Source organism: Spongiactinospora sp. 9N601 (genome assembly GCF_044326295.1).
GTDB lineage: Bacteria > Actinomycetota > Actinomycetes > Streptosporangiales > Streptosporangiaceae > Spongiactinospora > Spongiactinospora gelatinilytica.
In genome coordinates, this window is record NZ_JBIRBB010000016.1 from 152949 (window position 1) to 168880 (window position 15932).

Annotated in this window: 16 protein-coding genes and 3 tRNA genes; 8 read left to right on the forward strand and 11 right to left on the reverse strand. The window is 68.6% G+C overall.

From position 1 onward, the window contains the following. The first annotated feature begins 303 nt into the window (after window positions 1-303). A complete protein-coding gene (locus ACH34R_RS33105; protein ID WP_397565491.1) occupies window positions 304-1038 on the forward strand; it encodes a hypothetical protein in 735 nt (244 codons plus the stop codon). On the opposite strand, the gene ACH34R_RS33110 is transcribed toward ACH34R_RS33105, so the two are convergent. Next, a complete protein-coding gene (locus ACH34R_RS33110) occupies window positions 1014-2024 on the reverse strand; it encodes an RDD family protein (protein ID WP_397565548.1) in 1011 nt (336 codons plus the stop codon). The genes ACH34R_RS33105 and ACH34R_RS33110 overlap by 25 nt on opposite strands. Before the next feature lie 625 nt (window positions 2025-2649). After that, window positions 2650-3516: a hypothetical protein gene (locus ACH34R_RS33115; RefSeq protein WP_397565492.1), complete on the reverse strand. Its 867-nt coding sequence runs from the start codon at window positions 3514-3516 to the stop codon at window positions 2650-2652. A gap of 482 nt (window positions 3517-3998) precedes the next feature. On the opposite strand from ACH34R_RS33115, the gene ACH34R_RS33120 reads away from it, so the two are divergent. Next, entirely contained in the window at window positions 3999-4334 is a 336-nt protein-coding gene (locus tag ACH34R_RS33120; protein WP_397565493.1) for a hypothetical protein, read from the forward strand. Window positions 4335-4336: 2 nt separating this feature from the next. Here ACH34R_RS33120 and ACH34R_RS33125 read toward each other — a convergent pair. From ACH34R_RS33125 to ACH34R_RS33140, 4 genes are all read right to left on the reverse strand, one after another. Continuing rightward, window positions 4337-4410: transfer RNA gene (locus ACH34R_RS33125), tRNA-Phe, on the reverse strand. Between the two features lie 5 nt (window positions 4411-4415). Next, a tRNA-Asp gene (locus ACH34R_RS33130) sits at window positions 4416-4490 on the reverse strand. A 69-nt stretch (window positions 4491-4559) separates the two neighbouring features. Beyond that, window positions 4560-4632 (reverse strand) — tRNA-Glu (locus ACH34R_RS33135). Window positions 4633-4705: 73 nt separating this feature from the next. Beyond that, a complete protein-coding gene (locus ACH34R_RS33140; protein WP_397565494.1) occupies window positions 4706-6163 on the reverse strand; it encodes a metallophosphoesterase in 1458 nt (485 codons plus the stop codon). Window positions 6164-6327: 164 nt separating this feature from the next. On the opposite strand from ACH34R_RS33140, the gene ACH34R_RS33145 reads away from it, so the two are divergent. Further along, complete coding sequence (locus ACH34R_RS33145; protein WP_397565495.1) at window positions 6328-6678, forward strand: metallopeptidase family protein; 351 nt, start codon at window positions 6328-6330, stop codon at window positions 6676-6678. A gap of 344 nt (window positions 6679-7022) precedes the next feature. Next, window positions 7023-8273 (forward strand): MFS transporter, encoded by a 1251-nt coding sequence (locus ACH34R_RS33150; RefSeq protein WP_397565496.1) that lies wholly within the window; start codon window positions 7023-7025, stop codon window positions 8271-8273. A 15-nt stretch (window positions 8274-8288) separates the two neighbouring features. Here the strand turns inward: ACH34R_RS33150 and ACH34R_RS33155 are convergent, their stop codons facing one another. The 5 genes from ACH34R_RS33155 to ACH34R_RS33175 form a co-directional block, all read right to left on the reverse strand. Beyond that, entirely contained in the window at window positions 8289-8822 is a 534-nt protein-coding gene (locus ACH34R_RS33155; protein ID WP_397565497.1) for a PspC domain-containing protein, read from the reverse strand. A 135-nt stretch (window positions 8823-8957) separates the two neighbouring features. Next, window positions 8958-9749: a fasciclin domain-containing protein gene (locus ACH34R_RS33160; protein ID WP_397565498.1), complete on the reverse strand. Its 792-nt coding sequence runs from the start codon at window positions 9747-9749 to the stop codon at window positions 8958-8960. 160 nt (window positions 9750-9909) lie between these two features. Next, entirely contained in the window at window positions 9910-10785 is an 876-nt protein-coding gene (locus ACH34R_RS33165; protein WP_397565499.1) for a hypothetical protein, read from the reverse strand. Further along, window positions 10770-11261: a hypothetical protein gene (locus ACH34R_RS33170; protein ID WP_397565500.1), complete on the reverse strand. Its 492-nt coding sequence runs from the start codon at window positions 11259-11261 to the stop codon at window positions 10770-10772. Before ACH34R_RS33170 ends, ACH34R_RS33165 begins: the two co-directional genes overlap by 16 nt. A gap of 104 nt (window positions 11262-11365) precedes the next feature. Beyond that, the gene (locus tag ACH34R_RS33175) at window positions 11366-12595 is read right to left on the reverse strand and encodes an MFS transporter (protein ID WP_397565501.1); all 1230 of its coding nucleotides are present in this window, start codon (window positions 12593-12595) and stop codon (window positions 11366-11368) included. Between the two features lie 84 nt (window positions 12596-12679). On the opposite strand from ACH34R_RS33175, the gene ACH34R_RS33180 reads away from it, so the two are divergent. The 4 genes from ACH34R_RS33180 to ACH34R_RS33195 all read left to right on the forward strand — a co-directional run bounded on the left by ACH34R_RS33180 (window position 12680) and on the right by ACH34R_RS33195 (window position 15898). After that, window positions 12680-13720: a DUF5937 family protein gene (locus tag ACH34R_RS33180; RefSeq protein ID WP_397565502.1), complete on the forward strand. Its 1041-nt coding sequence runs from the start codon at window positions 12680-12682 to the stop codon at window positions 13718-13720. A 124-nt stretch (window positions 13721-13844) separates the two neighbouring features. After that, on the forward strand, window positions 13845-15107 hold the full coding sequence (thrS, locus tag ACH34R_RS33185; RefSeq protein WP_397565503.1) for a threonine--tRNA ligase: 1263 nt from the start codon (window positions 13845-13847) through the stop codon (window positions 15105-15107). A gap of 78 nt (window positions 15108-15185) precedes the next feature. After that, complete coding sequence (locus ACH34R_RS33190) at window positions 15186-15419, forward strand: winged helix-turn-helix domain-containing protein (RefSeq protein WP_397565504.1); 234 nt, start codon at window positions 15186-15188, stop codon at window positions 15417-15419. Between the two features lie 5 nt (window positions 15420-15424). Next, complete coding sequence (locus tag ACH34R_RS33195; RefSeq protein WP_397565549.1) at window positions 15425-15898, forward strand: Clp protease N-terminal domain-containing protein; 474 nt, start codon at window positions 15425-15427, stop codon at window positions 15896-15898. The last annotated feature ends 34 nt before the right edge of the window (window positions 15899-15932 follow it).

Sequence of the window (15932 nt, forward strand, 5' to 3'; positions counted from 1 at the left end):
ATTCTTCTTTGCGCTCTGGGAGTGGAAGTGGAACCCGCAGCCGTTCGACCCACCCGTGCAATATGCCTTCGCCCCGGAGAAGACGAAGTGTACGGACGAACACACAGCAGCAACAGGCGAAGATCCGACGCCACTCCCCCCATCGTGTCCTGCACCGACTGGCGACTCCACGTCCTTCTCAAGCAGAACGAGGGAAGACAAGATATCGGCATCCCATTCGGCGTATCGTGCGGCGAGCGCCGATCAGGCGGACACGAGTGCGCAGGTGATACCTTACTCTCCGATGCGGCCAGCATGGTACGGGTGAACGATTCCCACTACCGCAGCGTCCCCCTCCAGGTCTCCCGCGACGGCCATCGCGTCGCCTACTTCAGCAGGAAACACCTGAAGTTCATGGCCTGGGATTTGCCAACGGGCCAGACGAAAGCCATCTCGCCCCGGCTCGACCCGCAATCGCTGGACCACCACAGCGGCCTGGAGATCTCACCGGACGGCGGATTCTTCGCATTGACCTTCACCGGTGCTCGGCCGCGACTGCTGATCACCGAGTTCGCCACCGGAAAGACCACCACCCTCAACGGATACTGCACGATCTCCGGCATGAGTCGGAACGCATCCCGGATCGCGGTATCACGCGAATGCTCCGAAGATGACGACACGTACGCCGAGGAATGGAAGGGGTCCGAATACGCGAGCGTTCTGTCCCCCGACGGCCGGACCACGGTAGAGATCCACACCACTTATGCCGAAGACGCCGACGAGTACGTCATCACCCGCGACGCCATGACAGGCAGACCGATCAAGAAGTTCAAGCTCCGCCTGCTGTCGGAACCCAACGACGCCACCGGCGATGGCCGGCTGAACGATGAAGAATACCGTCGTCCTGGCCGAGCCCCCGGAGCCCGGCGTCGGATCGTTCGGCCACTACCGGCTCAACGTCAGAACCGAAGCCTCACACCGGATTCGAGACTTCGATCTGAGCCTCGACGGCAACATCTCCATCGGCGCCGTCTTCATCCGCGACTGATCTCCGGCTGAATCTCTGGCTGAATCTCCCGCACCCGGCCGCGTACCACCGCAGCACCCAGCCAGCGGTCATGCAGCACACGGCCCTCAGGATCGACCAACATCCAAAGCCCGACCACGACAAGACACCACAGCCCGACACCGGGAACAAAGCCCAAGAGCGGAAAAGCCAACGCGCGAAGCGCAGCCCGGCCGGCACTCAACCGCCCACCCGTGAACGCGGCGACCACCTGCACACCCATCAACCGCTTGCCGAGCGTCCGCCCCCACACGGCATGCTGCACCCAGAAGTACAGGAACACCCCACCCAGCAAAGCCAGCTCCTCAGGCTTCACTCTGCCCCCGGCCACAGCCCCCTCAGCCCGCTCCAAAAGCCCCGCCCCCATCCGCATCCAGAACCCCGAGTCGATCAACGGCCAGGCCACCCCCACCCCCACGCTCAGCACCGAGACGATGACCAAGTAGTCCACCAGCCCCGCCGCCGCCCGCCGCCAAACCACCCCACCCTGCGACTCCCCCCGCTCCCCCACAACGAACACCAACGCCGCCGCCCCCAGCAGACACCCCTGGCCGATCCCCCACCCCCCGGCCGCCTCCCTGAACCAGTCGGCGCTGAACAACGGAACCGTCTCCTGGCACATCCCTCCAACGCTGTACAACGAGGCAACCGGTTCCATCAACGCCCCCACCACCAGCAGCCCCGCCACCCGCCGTGCCGTCACCCCAAGATCGCGGCCCCTCAGAACCGCAACAAGGCCAACCAAAACCACAAGAACCGGAACCGCCCACCCCACCACGATCTCCATGACCACTTCAAGATCACGGTGCAACGGAGCCAACGGCGACAGCGACGTCCCACTATTGAAAGGGCAGACCATCCCATAGACGCTCACGCTCTCAAACGACGAAATGACCTCCTCGATCTCCCACCGCTCCCTCCACACCTCCCACGTCGGAACCCCAGCAACAGCCGCAGCCACCCCCCACCCCACCAGCACCGACAACGGCAACCGCGATAACCGCACCACCACGCTCCTTCCACCCAAGAAGCGACACCCTACGACCCCAGCCACCCACCACACCCCATAAGGCGAGCGCGCCCGCTTCTTGTTTTTGATGGCTACATATTCTCCTCGCGCGATGTCGGCCAGCCCTGCTACGTAGACGCACCGGATCACGACAGCGTACGACTTCCAGGGGCGGGCACTTTCCGTACATCATCCACGTGCCCCTGTCCCCGCCGCCTTCACAGATGATGCCCTTCGGATACTCCTCCTCCCGCAGCCACAGGAACACCTACGGTTGCTACCAGTCGCCGGAATTCGCCTACATCGGAACCTGCAACTGCCCACAAGTGGCGGCAAGTGGCGGCAGCGATATAGCGCTTGCGTCGTCGGCCGTGTGAAAGGGGGAACTGCTTCGACCGGCACGACTTGGTGGCGATTGACGGATGCATCACCCACGGTGTGGAGGTGCCGCCGGCGCCGGAGAAGCGGGACCATTTGCGAACGTCTCTGCGCCACCGCTGGTAGGACGCAGCCTCATCGTGATCCCAAGCACGATCTCGTTGTCATCGGCGAGATCGCGCCCCGATGACGATCTGCGGCGGCCCGTCGCCACTGTTCAGCAGGATTGATCGCTTGGGCGCCACGGTCTGGTCGACCACCAGCCCGGCCCTGAGTTCAAATTCTTCAATGAGCCACCGAGATAGCTGCGCTTATACGCCGAACAGTTCGCCCAAGTGTTATATTCATCTTCTCTGTTGGATATTTTTGCCGTGATTCGAAAAGGCTGACCATGATTGTCAATTATTTGTTCAGCCGACTTACCATTGACGAGCAGTTCTAGCTTGAATCTGTACTCACAGTATTTCTTGTAGGTTCTGGCCGTGAGGCGGAACGTAGCTTGCTCTTCGCTTTTTAGCACATATTTCTGATCTGCGAAGTAGTCGCCAGAGAATCGTGGAGGAAAGTCCGGCCCTAACTCGTGTTCTACGGCGTACCGAGCCACCGGATTAGCGCGATCTAGATCAAATCCAATCTTGACGACCTCGGATGCGCCTTGGGGTGGTGAGAAGAATAGCGTGTCCGTCAATGGTTTACGACAGTCGGCGTCCATCCTCATATTGAGGATGCGTACTGGCTTCTGGCGATTCCCTTCGAGTTCTAACTCGATGGTGGATTCTGTCGTTTCCACTGCCCCTAGGGCGCGCATGGCATCCGCCGCCGCCTCAGGTCCGCCCTCGGGAGTATACAGAGAGTTCAATTTGCGGACCATACTCGGTTGGACGATGCTTGGAACTACCCAAGTATTGTCCTGAGATTTAGGAATGAAGGTGATCTTGTTTACCTTGACGGGGTCCCCTAAGAATGCAGGCGATGCCGCAGACGGACTTGGCGGCTCACTTGCGGGGACGCTCGGAGGTCCAGTCGTCGCGTTGCTCTCGTTCCATCCCAAAGCCCTCTCGCTGCCTTTAGAAACCAAGCTCACGAGGACTCCTACAAGGATCGGCACGAGAACTCCTGTGCTTGCCAATTTTACCCAGGTCCGTTCCCACCAGCGTGTTGGTCTGCCAGCTGGCCGCCGAGCGCGTCGCAGTTTGATCTTGGGCGTGACCTTCACTCGCCTCTTGTAGGGCATCCCAACCCCCTCTGTAGTGACACCATTAGTCGGAATCTGAGGGCAATGCAAGGGCCTTTAACTCTAGATCTGGAACGAGCGCACGGCCTGGTGGCGCCGGCAGCAGCCAGGAGGATGCCGAATGGAAGTTCACGCCGATCGCGTACCGTAAAGGCATGGGCCGGGCGTGTACTCAGACAGCCATACGAAGACCGTTGGGGCACGGCGTTCGCTGCGTATCCCTACCCAGTGCGTACTTGGCCCTGAAGGCGCTCATGGCGTAACCGGCACGCTCGCACGGCCCTACAGAGCGTGGCGAGCGCAGGGTGTTCGGCACACGGAACGGAACGGCGATGACGGCTGAGAACATCCGGCGTGACTTCCGTCTCGCTCTCAAGGGCGCGGAGGGCATCGAGCCGGGCGAGTGGACGCCGCGGGAGCTTCGGCACAGCCTCGTCTCGCTGCTGCCGGCGCATGACGTCCCGATAGGGCACATCTCCCGCCTGGTGGGCCGCATCAACATGGTGGTCACGCAGACCGTCTACCGCTTCCAGCTACGGCCGGTCATGCAGGAAGGCGCGACGGTGACGGACAGGATCTTTCCGCTGAACGAGGGACGTAGTCACTCATATAGACACTCAAGCCCCGTCCGTGATCCCACGGGCGGGGCGTTTGGGGTGGTCTTGTGAGGTGGTCAGGGGCGGGGTCGAACCGCCGACCTTCCGCTTTTCAGGCGGACGCTCGTACCAACTGAGCTACCTGACCTTGAGCGGTCCTGACGGGATTTGAACCCGCGACCTCCACCTTGACAGGGTGGCGAGCACTCCTAGCTGCTCTACAGGACCTTGCGTTTGGCTTGCTTAGCTTACCAGTTCTTCGGAGTTCGAAGACCGTGGTCTGCGTTCGCCTGCCGGTGCCCCCAACGGGATTCGAACCCGTGCCGCCGCCTTGAAAGGGCGGTGTCCTAGGCCGCTAGACGATGGGGGCCTAGCCCGTGACGCCTTCCGTCGGGGACCTGTAGCAGCATAGGGGACGAATGCCCCCGATGCCAAAGTGCGGTTCATCCCCGGTCCTCTGGTGTCGCGGAAGCCTTGAGCGATCCCGTTGGCGTCGGGGCGCTTGCCGGCTCAGGAAGAATTGTACGACCAGGCTGCTCCTCGATGTGACGCTGGATCTGGACCGACTGCTGTCCGAGGCCGCCCATGGTGATGTCGTCCCAGGCCTCCAGCCGATGGGTGTCCTTGTCGAAGTAGAGCACGGAGGCCATCACGGGGGTCGGGTCCTCGTGTTCCAGGGCGCGCAGGCCCGCGCCGCCCGTGGAGCCCTGGACGAGGAGGCGGGTGCCGGTGGGCAGGAGTTTGGTGGAGCGGGCGTGGGCGTGGCCGGCCAGGACGGTCGGGGTACGGCCGGAGAAGCCCTCGGCGATGATCGGGTCGTGGACGGCGACGAGGTCGACCGGCTTCTCGCCGACGTCGTGGCGGCGGCCGTGGTCGAGCAGGTAGGCGGGGTCGTTGTTGGCCTGGGCGGACAGGTCGGGGGTGAAGCGGGGGTCGCCGATGCCGTAGACGCGCAGGCCCTTGACGGTGGCGGAGCGGTCGTCGAGTACGACGGCGTTCTTCTGCCTGGCCACGGCGCGCTGGGTGCCCTTGGAGTCGTGGTTGCCGCGGACCCACACGTACGGTACGTCCAGCCGGCCGATCTCCTTGACGAACGCGTCCTCGGGCTTGGTGCCGTGGTCGGTGAGGTCGCCGGTGTCCACGATCAGGTCGATTTTGAACTGCGAGGTCACGGTCCTGATCAGGTTCCAGGCGATCGGGTTGATGTGGATGTCCGAGACGTGCAGGACCCGGATGGAGTTGGGGTCGGAGTCGTAGACGGGCAGGGCCGAGACCGTGTCGTACAGCTGCGAAACGTTACTGACCAGTTTGGTGAGCTGTGCCCGGTACGACTCGAACCGCGTCACGATCGACTCCGCGCTGCCGACCAGGGACGGCGCGCCGGTGAGCAGGCCCGTGTACCGCGGCTCGACGAGCGCCTGGGGGCGGAAGGTGGCGGCGACCGCCGCGCCGGCGCCGGCCGCGCAGAGCGAGGCGACCAGGAGGGCGGCCAGGGCCGCGCGTACGCGCCTGAAGACGACGATGCCCGCCAGGAGTGCCCCGCCGAGGGCGAAGAGCAGAGAGCGCACCAGGAGGGCCGTGACGCCCGCACGGAGGTCGTCCTCGATCAGGTCGGGCAGCCGGTCGGCCAGCCGCGGATCGTCGATCATGGCGCGGGCGAGGTCCTGGTTGATGTTCTCCAGGGTCACCCGGAGGCGCAGCGGCGCGTCGTGGCTGTCGAACTGCAGCGTGCCGAGGGGATGGACGTCCACGACGGTCTGCCCCTCCCAGGCGGGCCGCAGGGACAGTCCGACCTCGACCGGGCCGAGCGAGGAGCGCACGCCGCCGCTGACGGCGATGCCGAGCCAGGCGCCGAAGCCGGCGACCAGGACGATCGCCGTCCATCTCCCGGCGCGTCGCACGCCGGGCCGCCCTGCCACGCGCCGGGCCGCCCGGCCGGCTCGGCGGGCGGCTTCCGCGATGTGGCGCCAGATGTCCGAGGATCGGGTGAGAAGTTCCTTGAAGGGCATGCCTTCCTACCTGTGCGACGGCATATCGTGAACGTTTCGCGCTTTCGGCGGGCAGAATGGCCGGTGTGATGGAGGTGTCGCGGGAGAGGTTCGAGGAGCTCGTGTCCGAAGCGCTGGACACGATCCCCGACGAGCTGACACGGCTGATGGACAACGTCGTGGTCGTGGTCGTGGACGATCCCCCTGAGCCGGGCCTGCTTGGCCTCTACACCGGCATCCCCCTCACCGAGCGCGGCGACTCGTACGCGGGTGTCTTGCCCGACCGGATCGAGATCTACCGCAATCCCATCTGTGAGATTTGCGAGACCGCGGATGATGTCGTGGAGGAGGTACAGATCACAGTGGTTCATGAGATCGCCCACCATTTCGGCATCGACGACCACCGTCTCCACGAGCTCGGCTGGTGATCGGCACAACACGTCTCAATACCCCGATATTTCCGGACACACCCAAACACCGGGCGGGCGATCGAGCGATTATCCGCTTGCGCCACGCCCCGGCAGCAGGCACCGTAGGTTACATAGCGAACACCCTCTGTCAGTGCCCCCTCGCAAGCTAGCGGAGTCCTATGGCGGCTACGAAGCCCCAGCGGCTGTCTGGGCGGCATCGCCGCGGATCCAGTAGATCCGGCGAAGCCGATGAGCCCAGCGGATCCGGCGAGTCCGGCGGATCCGGCGCGCCAGGCGGATCTGGCGAGGCCGAAGGGTCAAATGGGTCGAACGGGTCGTCCAGTAGGCCCGGCGGATCCGGCGTGGCCGCGCGCCGGGTCACCTATGGCGAGGTCGTCGCCATACCGGAGTTCCGCGCGCTGTGGTACGCGCAGGGCCTCTCCCTGCTCGGCGACCAGTTCGCGCAGGTCGCGCTGGCCGTGCTGGTCTACAACCGCACGCAGTCCGCGCTCGCCACGGCCGCCGTCTACGCGCTGACCTACCTGCCGCCGATCCTGGGCGGCCCGCTGCTCGCCGGGCTCGCCGACCGCTACGCCCGGCGCGGGGTGATGATCTGGTGCGACGTGGTCCGCGCGGCCATGGTGGCGCTGATGGCCGTGCCGGGCATGCCGTTCTGGGCGCTGTGCGGGCTGGTCTTCTGCGTCGTACTGCTCGGCGCGCCGTTCTCGGCGGCGCGGGCCGCGCTGCTGCCCGAGGTCCTGGACGGCGACCGCTACGTCGCGGGCTCCGCGCTCCAGAACATGACCAACCAGGCGGTCCAGATGCTGGGCTTCGCGGCGGGCGGGGCGGTGATCGCGGGCATCGGGCCCTATCGGGCGCTGGCACTCGACGCGGCGACGTTCCTGGCGTCCGCGCTGTTCCTGATCTCCGGCGTACGTCGGCGTCCGGGCGCGGCGCGCGACCCGTCGGGCGGGGAGTCGATGCTGGCCACGGCCGTGGCCGGGGCGCGACTGGTCTTCGGCGAGCGGCGGCTGCGCACGCTGGTGATGTTCGCCTGGCTGTGCGGCTTCTACATCCTGCCGGAGGGGATCGCCGTCCCCTACGCGGCGACCCTGGCCGCCGATCCCGCCAAGCTGCCCATGGTCACCGGGTTGCTGATGGCCGCGATGCCGGCCGGCACGGTGCTGGGGGCGTTCTGGTTCGGGCGGTTCGTGCAGCCGGAGACGCGGCTGCGGATGATGGGCTGGCTGGCGATGCTGACCTGCGCGCCGCTGATCGGCTGCGCGTTACGCCCGTCGTTGTGGGTCGTGCTGGGGTTATGGGTGCTGTCCGGCGTCGGCGGCGCGTACCAGCTCGCCGCCAACGCCGCTTTCGTCCAGTCGGTGCCCGCCGAACGGCGGGGCCAGGCGTTCGGCCTCGTGCAGTCGGGCCTGCTGGCCGTGCAGGGGCTCGGCATCCTGGTCGGCGGGTTCGCCGCGCAGGAGCTCGGTCCTGAGCTCGTCGTGGCCCTGGCCGGCGTGGCCGGGCTGGTGACGGCGGGAGTGCTGACCGTGCTCTGGGCCGAGCCCCGTGCGGAGGCGACGCCTAGGGTGCGTTCCGGTTCCACCACGTGATCACCGTCCGTGTGATCACCCCTGGGGGCGCTGCTCACCGGACTGCGGCGGCGTCTCCGGCCGGTCCACCGGCGCATCCTTCAGCGGGTCACCGGAAGCACCGGGCGCGCCGAAAGTACCGGGGGCGCCGAAAGTACCGGGGGCACCGGGCGCGCCGAAAGTACCGGGGGCACCGGGAGCACCGGGGTCGCCGGGGTACTGGTACGGCGAGCCGCCGCCGGTCGCCTGCTGCCAGCCGTTGGCGTCGCGGCCGTGCGGGCCCTGGTGACCGCCCTGCGGGCCGTGCTGCTGCCAGGGCGCGGTACCGGCCTTCTGCTTCTCCACGAGGTCCTGAACGATGGAGGTGTCCTTGCCCTCGTCCGGCAGCAACAGCCAGCCGGCCGCGTAGATCGCCACGCCCAGGCCGCCGAAGAAGGTCGCGATGCCGAGCCCGATGCGGATGATGTTGGGGTCCACGCCGACGTAGCGGCCGATGCCGGACGCCACGCCTGCCACGATTCGCCCGTCGCGGGTGCGCTGTAGCTTCTTGACTCCTGTGTAGTCGTTCATGGGACTAAGACTGCCCTTGTAGGGGTCTGTCGCACATCGGGATTCCCCCTGGCACAACCCCCGGACCTGCCCCCGACCCGACCCCCAGGGCACCCCCGGTCCGCCTGACCGGGGCCGGGGGTGCGCCGAGCGAGGTCACTCCGGCATGAGGACCTTGTCGATGAGGTACAGCGTGCCGTTCTTCACCGGGATGCCACCACAGGTGATCTTGGCCTGGTCGTTCACGGTGAACTGGTCGCCCGAGCCGCTGACGGTCAGCTCGGTGCCGTCCGCCGTGGTGAACTTGCCGTCCGCAAGATCCTCCTTGCTCACCTTCTCCTCCACGACGTGGCCGTTCAGGAGCTTGGCGAGCGCGTCCTTGTCGCCGAGCAGGCGGTCCAGGTCCTCCCTGGGGAGCTGCTGGAACGCCTCGTCGGTGGGCGCGAAGAGCGTGACGTTCTCGGCGGAGTTCAGGTTCTCCTTCAGGCCGGCCGCGTCGATCCCCTTGGCCAGCGCGGCCAGTTGCGGCTGCTCGGCCACGGCCGAGGCGGCGGGCTGTTGCGCCAGGCTGGCCAGGCTGCCCTTGCCGGAGGCGGGGAGCTGCGCGCACGCGGGGCCGAACGGCTGCGCGCCCGCGCCGTTGGTCGGCGAGGTCGTGGGCGAGGCCGTGTCCCCAGGCGTGGCCGTGTCCCCTGGCGTCGCCGTGTCTCCCGGCGTGGCGGTATCCCCCGGGGACGCCGTGTCCTCAGGGGCCGTGGTCTCGCCGTCCGTCGGGGAGACCTCGTCGGGCGGCGAACCTTCGTCCGGCGGGGTCGGTTCGGGCGGGGCGGGCGTGATCAGGTACGGCGGGGGCGCGGTCTGCGCGGACGCCTGGGCGGGCGGAGCGAGCGCGGCGGCCAGGCCGAGTACGGCCAGGCCCGACGCGAGACGTACGGTGCTGCTCTTCACGGTCGTTCTCCCTTGGGGCTGGTGTTCTCCTTCGAGCCGATGAACGCCGGATCCTCGTCCCAGCGAGTACGGTGTGCGATCCATCGTTTACGGCATGCCCCAGAGAAATTCGCATCTCTCCCTAAATATGTACTTTTCACCACATACGCCCTATAGCGGACTAACCCAAAGGAACGCTTCCCGCTTCCGCCTTCCCCGCGCCAAGTTTGCGAATACCCCGGTCAAAGCCGAGACGGCCGGGCAGGCGCAGCCGTTCCAGCGGCAGGAACGCCATCAGGCACACCACCAGCGGCAGGAAGTGGATCGCGATCGACATCCAGGTGATCAGGTGGAACGCCGCGAAGAACGCGACCCCCGCGTACAGCGCCCGGCCGGACAGGAACAGCAGCACGGGCGACAGCGTCTCGGCGATCAGCAGCCCCCACTGCCCGAGGTGGAGCAAGAAGGGCACCTGCTCGGCGAGGTGCCCCACGAAGGTGCCCCTGCGGGTGACCGCCCACTGGAAGGTCGCGCCGTTCGGCCACTCCCAGCCGCCCCACCGGATCTTGGCGTACGCGGAGAGGAAGTACGTGGCCACCACCGCGATCTGCACGAACCTGATCGCCCACCCGGTGGCCTCGGCACTGGTCCGCTCCCCCACCGCGCCCACGGACGGCAGCGCGAACAGGGCGACCAGCAGGGCCAGGTGGTCGTGATCGACCTTGCCGAACGACATCGCCATCAGCGCCCAGTAGCCGAAGCCCAGCGCGACGGCGTACCCGGCGAGGCGCGGCAGCCGCCCGGTGGCGGCCACCAGGCAGGCGATGACCACCAGCGCGAACACCGCGATCACCACGCCCTGGGTGGGCGCGGGCAGGCCGAGGAGCCTGGCCACGAGCACCGGACGGTATCCGCCCGGATTGCCCGGATGCTGGAACACCCCCGCGGTGAACAGCAGCATGTCCAGCGGCACGAACAGGTAGACCAGCACCCGCAGGACGGCCACCCTGCGCGGGGCGACCTGCGGGAACATCCACCGGGTCAGCGCACCCGCCATACGACCTCCTCGATCTCCGACTCGCCGGCCGGGCGGCGGTCCTTCAGTTTGATCACCCGGGTCACCAGGTGCAGGGTGGTCAGCCGGGGGTGCGCCGGGCGCAGGCGTCCGTGCGCCACGGCGAGGCGTTGCAGCATCGAGGGGTCGCGGCGGTAGCGGGTCATCTGCCCTTCGATCTCGGCCCGGCGCGTACCGACGCTCCACGGCTCGATGGGCACCTCCACCCGCGTCCCCGCCACGGTGTCGGCCTCCAGGTGCAGGGAACGGATCTCCCCGTCCGGCGGAACGCTGAACGCGAACTGGACCATCGGCCCGAACGGGAAGAGATCGTCGGTGCCCACGACGGTCCCGTAGAGCAGCACCGCGACCACGGCCGCGGTGACACCGGTCCTCCACGACCTCCCGGCACGGGTCAGCTTGGCCGGTGGACCGCCGCGCTCCGCGGGCGGCCTCGATCTCGGCCGGAGAATCGTCATGCCAATGGTTATCGCACAGCGAAGGGGCATTTGGATTCATTTCGGGCTATTTCATGATCAAGGGCACTTAGCGGAGTTTCGATAGGTCAGCGGGGCCAGCGAGGTCAGCGGCGCAGCGTGCTGGAGAACGCGATCGGCACCCAGCTCAGCGCCAGCGCGACCGCCCCGCACCACAGCGCCGCCCGCACGCCGTACAGCTCGCCGACCAGCGCCGCGAGCAGGCCGCCGAGCCCCACCGCGCCGATCAGGACCACGCGCATGGTGGCGTTCACCCGGCCGAGCATGGCGTCCGGCGTGACCTGCTGGCGGAAGCTGGTCAGCGTCACGTTGTTCACGCCGATCCGGAAGGTCACCACGAAGTACGCGGCGGCCGACACCCACAGCCCCGGACCCGGCGCGATGAACGGCAGGGCCAGCGCCGCCGGGGCCGTCCACACGCCGACCAGCCAGGTCGCCCGCCCCTGTCCCACCCACCGGGAGAGCAGGTGCGCCGACGCCGAGCCCGCCAGCATGCCGAGGCCGGACGCCGACAAGTACGCCCCCAGCATCCACGCGGGCAGGTCCAGTTCGCCGACGATCAGTACCGGCAGCAGCGCGGTGACCAGCGGAATGCCCAGGTTGACCATGGCCCCCTGGACCGCGATCACCACGAGGACGCGGTTGCCCAGCACGAACCGGACCCCGTCCGCGATCTGCCGGTTCATCCTGGTCCGCGCCTGCGCCCGCGAGGGGGCCTGGGACGGTACCGCGCGCAGCCACCAGGCCGACCACAGGTAGGTCAGCGTGTCGATCACGATGGCCACCGGCGCGCCCGCGGCCTGGACCACCACGCCGGCCAGGCCGCTGCCCGAGACGTCCATGGCCGCCGAGGTGCCGACCAGCATCGAGTTGGCCGCCGTCAGCCGGTCCCGGCCGACCACGTCCGGCAGCACGCTCTGCGCCGCCACGTCGAAGAACAGCCTGCCCACGCCGGTCAGCACCGCGACCGCGTAGAGGTGGCCCATGCTCAGCCCGTCCGCCCACCAGGCGAGCGGCACCGACCCCAGTACGGCCACGCGCCCCAGATCGGCCGCGATCATCACCCCGCGCCTGCCGGTCCGGTCGATCCACGCCCCCGCGGGCAGACCGACGACCAGCGCCGTGATGGTGGCCAGCGCGCTGAGCAGGCCCACCTCGCCCGCTCCCGCCCCGAGGGCGCTCACCGCGAGCAGCGGCAGCCCGACCAGCGTGAGCTGACTGCCGAACCCGCTGACCGCGGCGGACAGGTAGAGGCCGCGGAAACCGCGCTCGCGCAGCAGGTGGCCCGGCGAGCGTGCCGGGAGGGTTGCCGTCATGGCGCAACGATGCTGAGATCAGGTCCAGGACGGCCAATGATTAAGTCAGGAGCGAATCCATGGGCGGCGCTGCGGAGTCCCGGCGTGGGTGATGTCGAGCTGGCCTTCAGCGTGGCCGACGTGGCGAACACCCGGTTCGCGATCTCGCCGTTGTGGGAGGTGGTGGCCAGCGTGCGGGTGGTGAAGAATCCGGCCGCGCACGCCGTTCACCGGCCGTGGGCGGAGCGGGTGCGTCCGCGTCTGGCGCGGGTGCGGTGGCCCATGTTGTCCGCGCTGGTACCGGTACCGACCCGGTCCATCGCGGGGTTCGTGTGCCCGCCGCCGTCCACGAGCGCGCCCGACCTCGCCACCGAACTGGCCGCGCTGCGCGGCATGGCCCGCCATGTGCGCGGCGAGCCGGTCGGAGACGCGCCCGCTCTCCGGCCGCTGCTGGACGACCCGGAGGACGGGCTGGAACGGCTGGCCGCCGAGATCACCGACTACTGGGAGGCGGCGCTCGCCCCCTACTGGCCGCGGATCGCCGCGCTGCTGGAGTCCGATGTGCTGTATCGGTCGCGGCTACTGGCCGAAGGCGGGGTCGCGCGGGTGTTCAGCGACCTGGCCGCCCGGGTGAGCTGGGCGGGCGACACGCTGCGGATCAGGCACCGGTGGGCGACCGGCACCCGTCCCCTGCGCGGGCGTGGGCTGCTGCTCGTACCGTCCGCGTTCGCCTGGCCGGACGTCTTCTCGGTCAGCACCCCGCCGTGGCAGCCCACCCTCCGCTACACCCCGCGCGGTATCGGCACGCTGTGGGAACGGCGGGCGGCCGAGCCGGACGCGCCCGATGCGCTGGCCGCCGTACTCGGCAGGACCCGCGCCCGGCTGCTCGCCGCGCTGGACCAGCCGGTGTCCACCAAGGAACTGGCCGCGCGCAGCGGGCTGTCGGAGGCGGGCGCGAACCAGCACCTCACCGCGCTGCGCCGGGCGGGGCTCGCGAGCGCGCACCGCGCCGGGCGGCGGGTCCTTTACGCGCGCACGGCGGTCGCGGAGGCGCTGGTCGCGGAAGCGCTGGTCGCGGAGGCTCTTGGTCGCGGAGGCTCTGATGACCGCGGAAACCGGGCCGTAGTCCCCGGGGCTTGCTGCTAGCCTCGATCGTATGCAGCGTGCCGCGATGATCGCGTTTCTGTCGACGACGACGCCGGAGTCCGTCCCGGCGCGCTGAGCTGATCTTCACACCGAGCCCCGGGGCGAGTGCCCCGGGGCTTCGGCTTTGTGGTCACCCGCCTCGCTGATCTTCGTCAGAGAGCGAGCAACCATGAACGACCACCGCAAACTGGGCCGCGAGCTGGAACTCTTCGACACCGACCCGCTGATCGGCGCGGGCCTGCCGTACTGGCTGCCCGCGGGCGCCGCCGTACGGCAGGCGCTGGAGGACTATGTGCGGGAGGCGGAGCGGCGCGCCGGGTACCAGCACGTCTCCTCGCCCGTACTCGGCAAGAAGGAGCTTTACCAGATATCCGGCCACTGGGACCACTACAGCGACGACATGTTCCCGCCCATGAAGCTGGGCGCGGAGGAGGTCGTACTGCGGCCCAGCCTGTGCCCGCACCACGCGCTGATCTTCCGTTCGCGCGGGCGCAGCTACCGCGAACTGCCGCTGCGCATGGCCGAACTGGGCGGAATGTACCGGTCGGAGCTGTCGGGGGTGCTGGGCGGGCTGACCCGCGTACGGGCCATCCAGCTCAACGACGCGCACATCTTCTGCACCCTCGACCAGGCCGTGGACGAGGCCCGCGCCGCCCTGGAACTCATCGGCCACGCTCACCGCGACCTGGGCATCCGGCCGGTGCGGTACCAGCTCTCGCTGCCGGGTCCGGGCGGCAAGTATGTGGCGAACCCGGAGCTTTGGGAGCGGGCCGGGCGGCTGCTCGGCGAGGTGCTGTCGGGTGTGGATCATGTGGCGGTGGAGGGCGAGGCCGCCTTCTACGGGCCGAAGATCGACGTGCAGATCGCGGACCCGGCGGGGCGGGAGTCCACCCTGTCGACCGTCCAGATCGACTTCCACCAGCCGGAACGCTTCGGCCTTGAGTACACCGGCGCGGACGGTGGCAGGCACCGGCCGGTGATGGTCCACCGCAGCATCATCGGCAGCCTCGAACGCGCGGTCGCGCACCTCATCGAGGCCCACGGCGGGGCGTTCCCGGCCTGGATGGCCCCGGTCCAGGTGGTGGCGCTGCCGATCTCGGAGGCGGAGATCCCGGACGCGGCGGCCTTCGTGGCCCGTTGCGTGGACGCGGGGCTTCGGGCCCGCCTGTCCGGCCCGGAGGCGGGCGGCCTGGGGGCCCGGATTCGCGATGCGCGGCTGGTGCCGTACTCGGCGGTGATCGGCGCGCGGGAGGCGAGCGAGGGCGGCGTGGCGCTGCGCCTGCGCGATGGGCGCAGGCTGGACGCGATGCCGGCGGCGGAGGCGGTACAGCGCATCGCGGCTCTGGCGGGGGCGCACGCGCTCGACCTGTGGGACGTCCCGGGCTGAGGCGGCCTGGCCCGGCCCGAGGCGGTCATTAAGCAACCAGAGTTGACTGTCGCAGGAATAGTCAACTACGGTTGCTCCATGTCGGCAGAAGACGCACCCACCCCCCAGGACCCCGCCGACGCCTTGGCCGCCGTGGCGGCGCTGCGGCGCCTGGCCGACCAACTGGAGGACGCAGCCGTGGAGCAGGCCATGCGCGCGGGCTGGAGTTGGCCGGACGTCGCCGAGGCGCTCGGCGTCACCCGCCAGGCGGTCCACAAGAAGCACGTCAAACGGCTCATCGCCGCCGGCGTGAAGCTGAGGAGACGACAGTGAGCGCGATGGACCACTACATCAACGACGTCTTCGTCCGTGGAGCGGCCGAGGCGCTGGCGGACGGCTCCGCGGCGACCGAGGCCCACCACCTCCTGCTGGCGATCGCCGCCCACGAGGGCACCGCCGCGTACCGCGTCCTGGCCGCGGCGGGCCTCGGCAGGCGGGAGATCGGACAGGCCCTTGACCGGGAGTTCGAGCACAGCCTGAACGCCGTCGGCATTTCCCGCACCGCCTACGACCTCCCGAAGCCGAGCCGGGAGGGCAAGAACCCGCCGAAGCTCGGGGCCTCGGCCCGGCTCGCCGTCGAACGCGGCTTCGCCGCCGCCACCGGCAAGAAGGACCTGCGCCCCGCCCACCTGCTGCTCGGCATCCTGGACACCGAGATCGGCACCGTCCCCCGCGCGCTCGCCCTGGCCAGCGTCGACCGGGCCGGCCTGATGGCACAGGCCCGGGAAACCCTCGAACACGAGCAGTGGTAGGCCGCCTACCCCCTTCCCCCTGTACGGCCCGGAG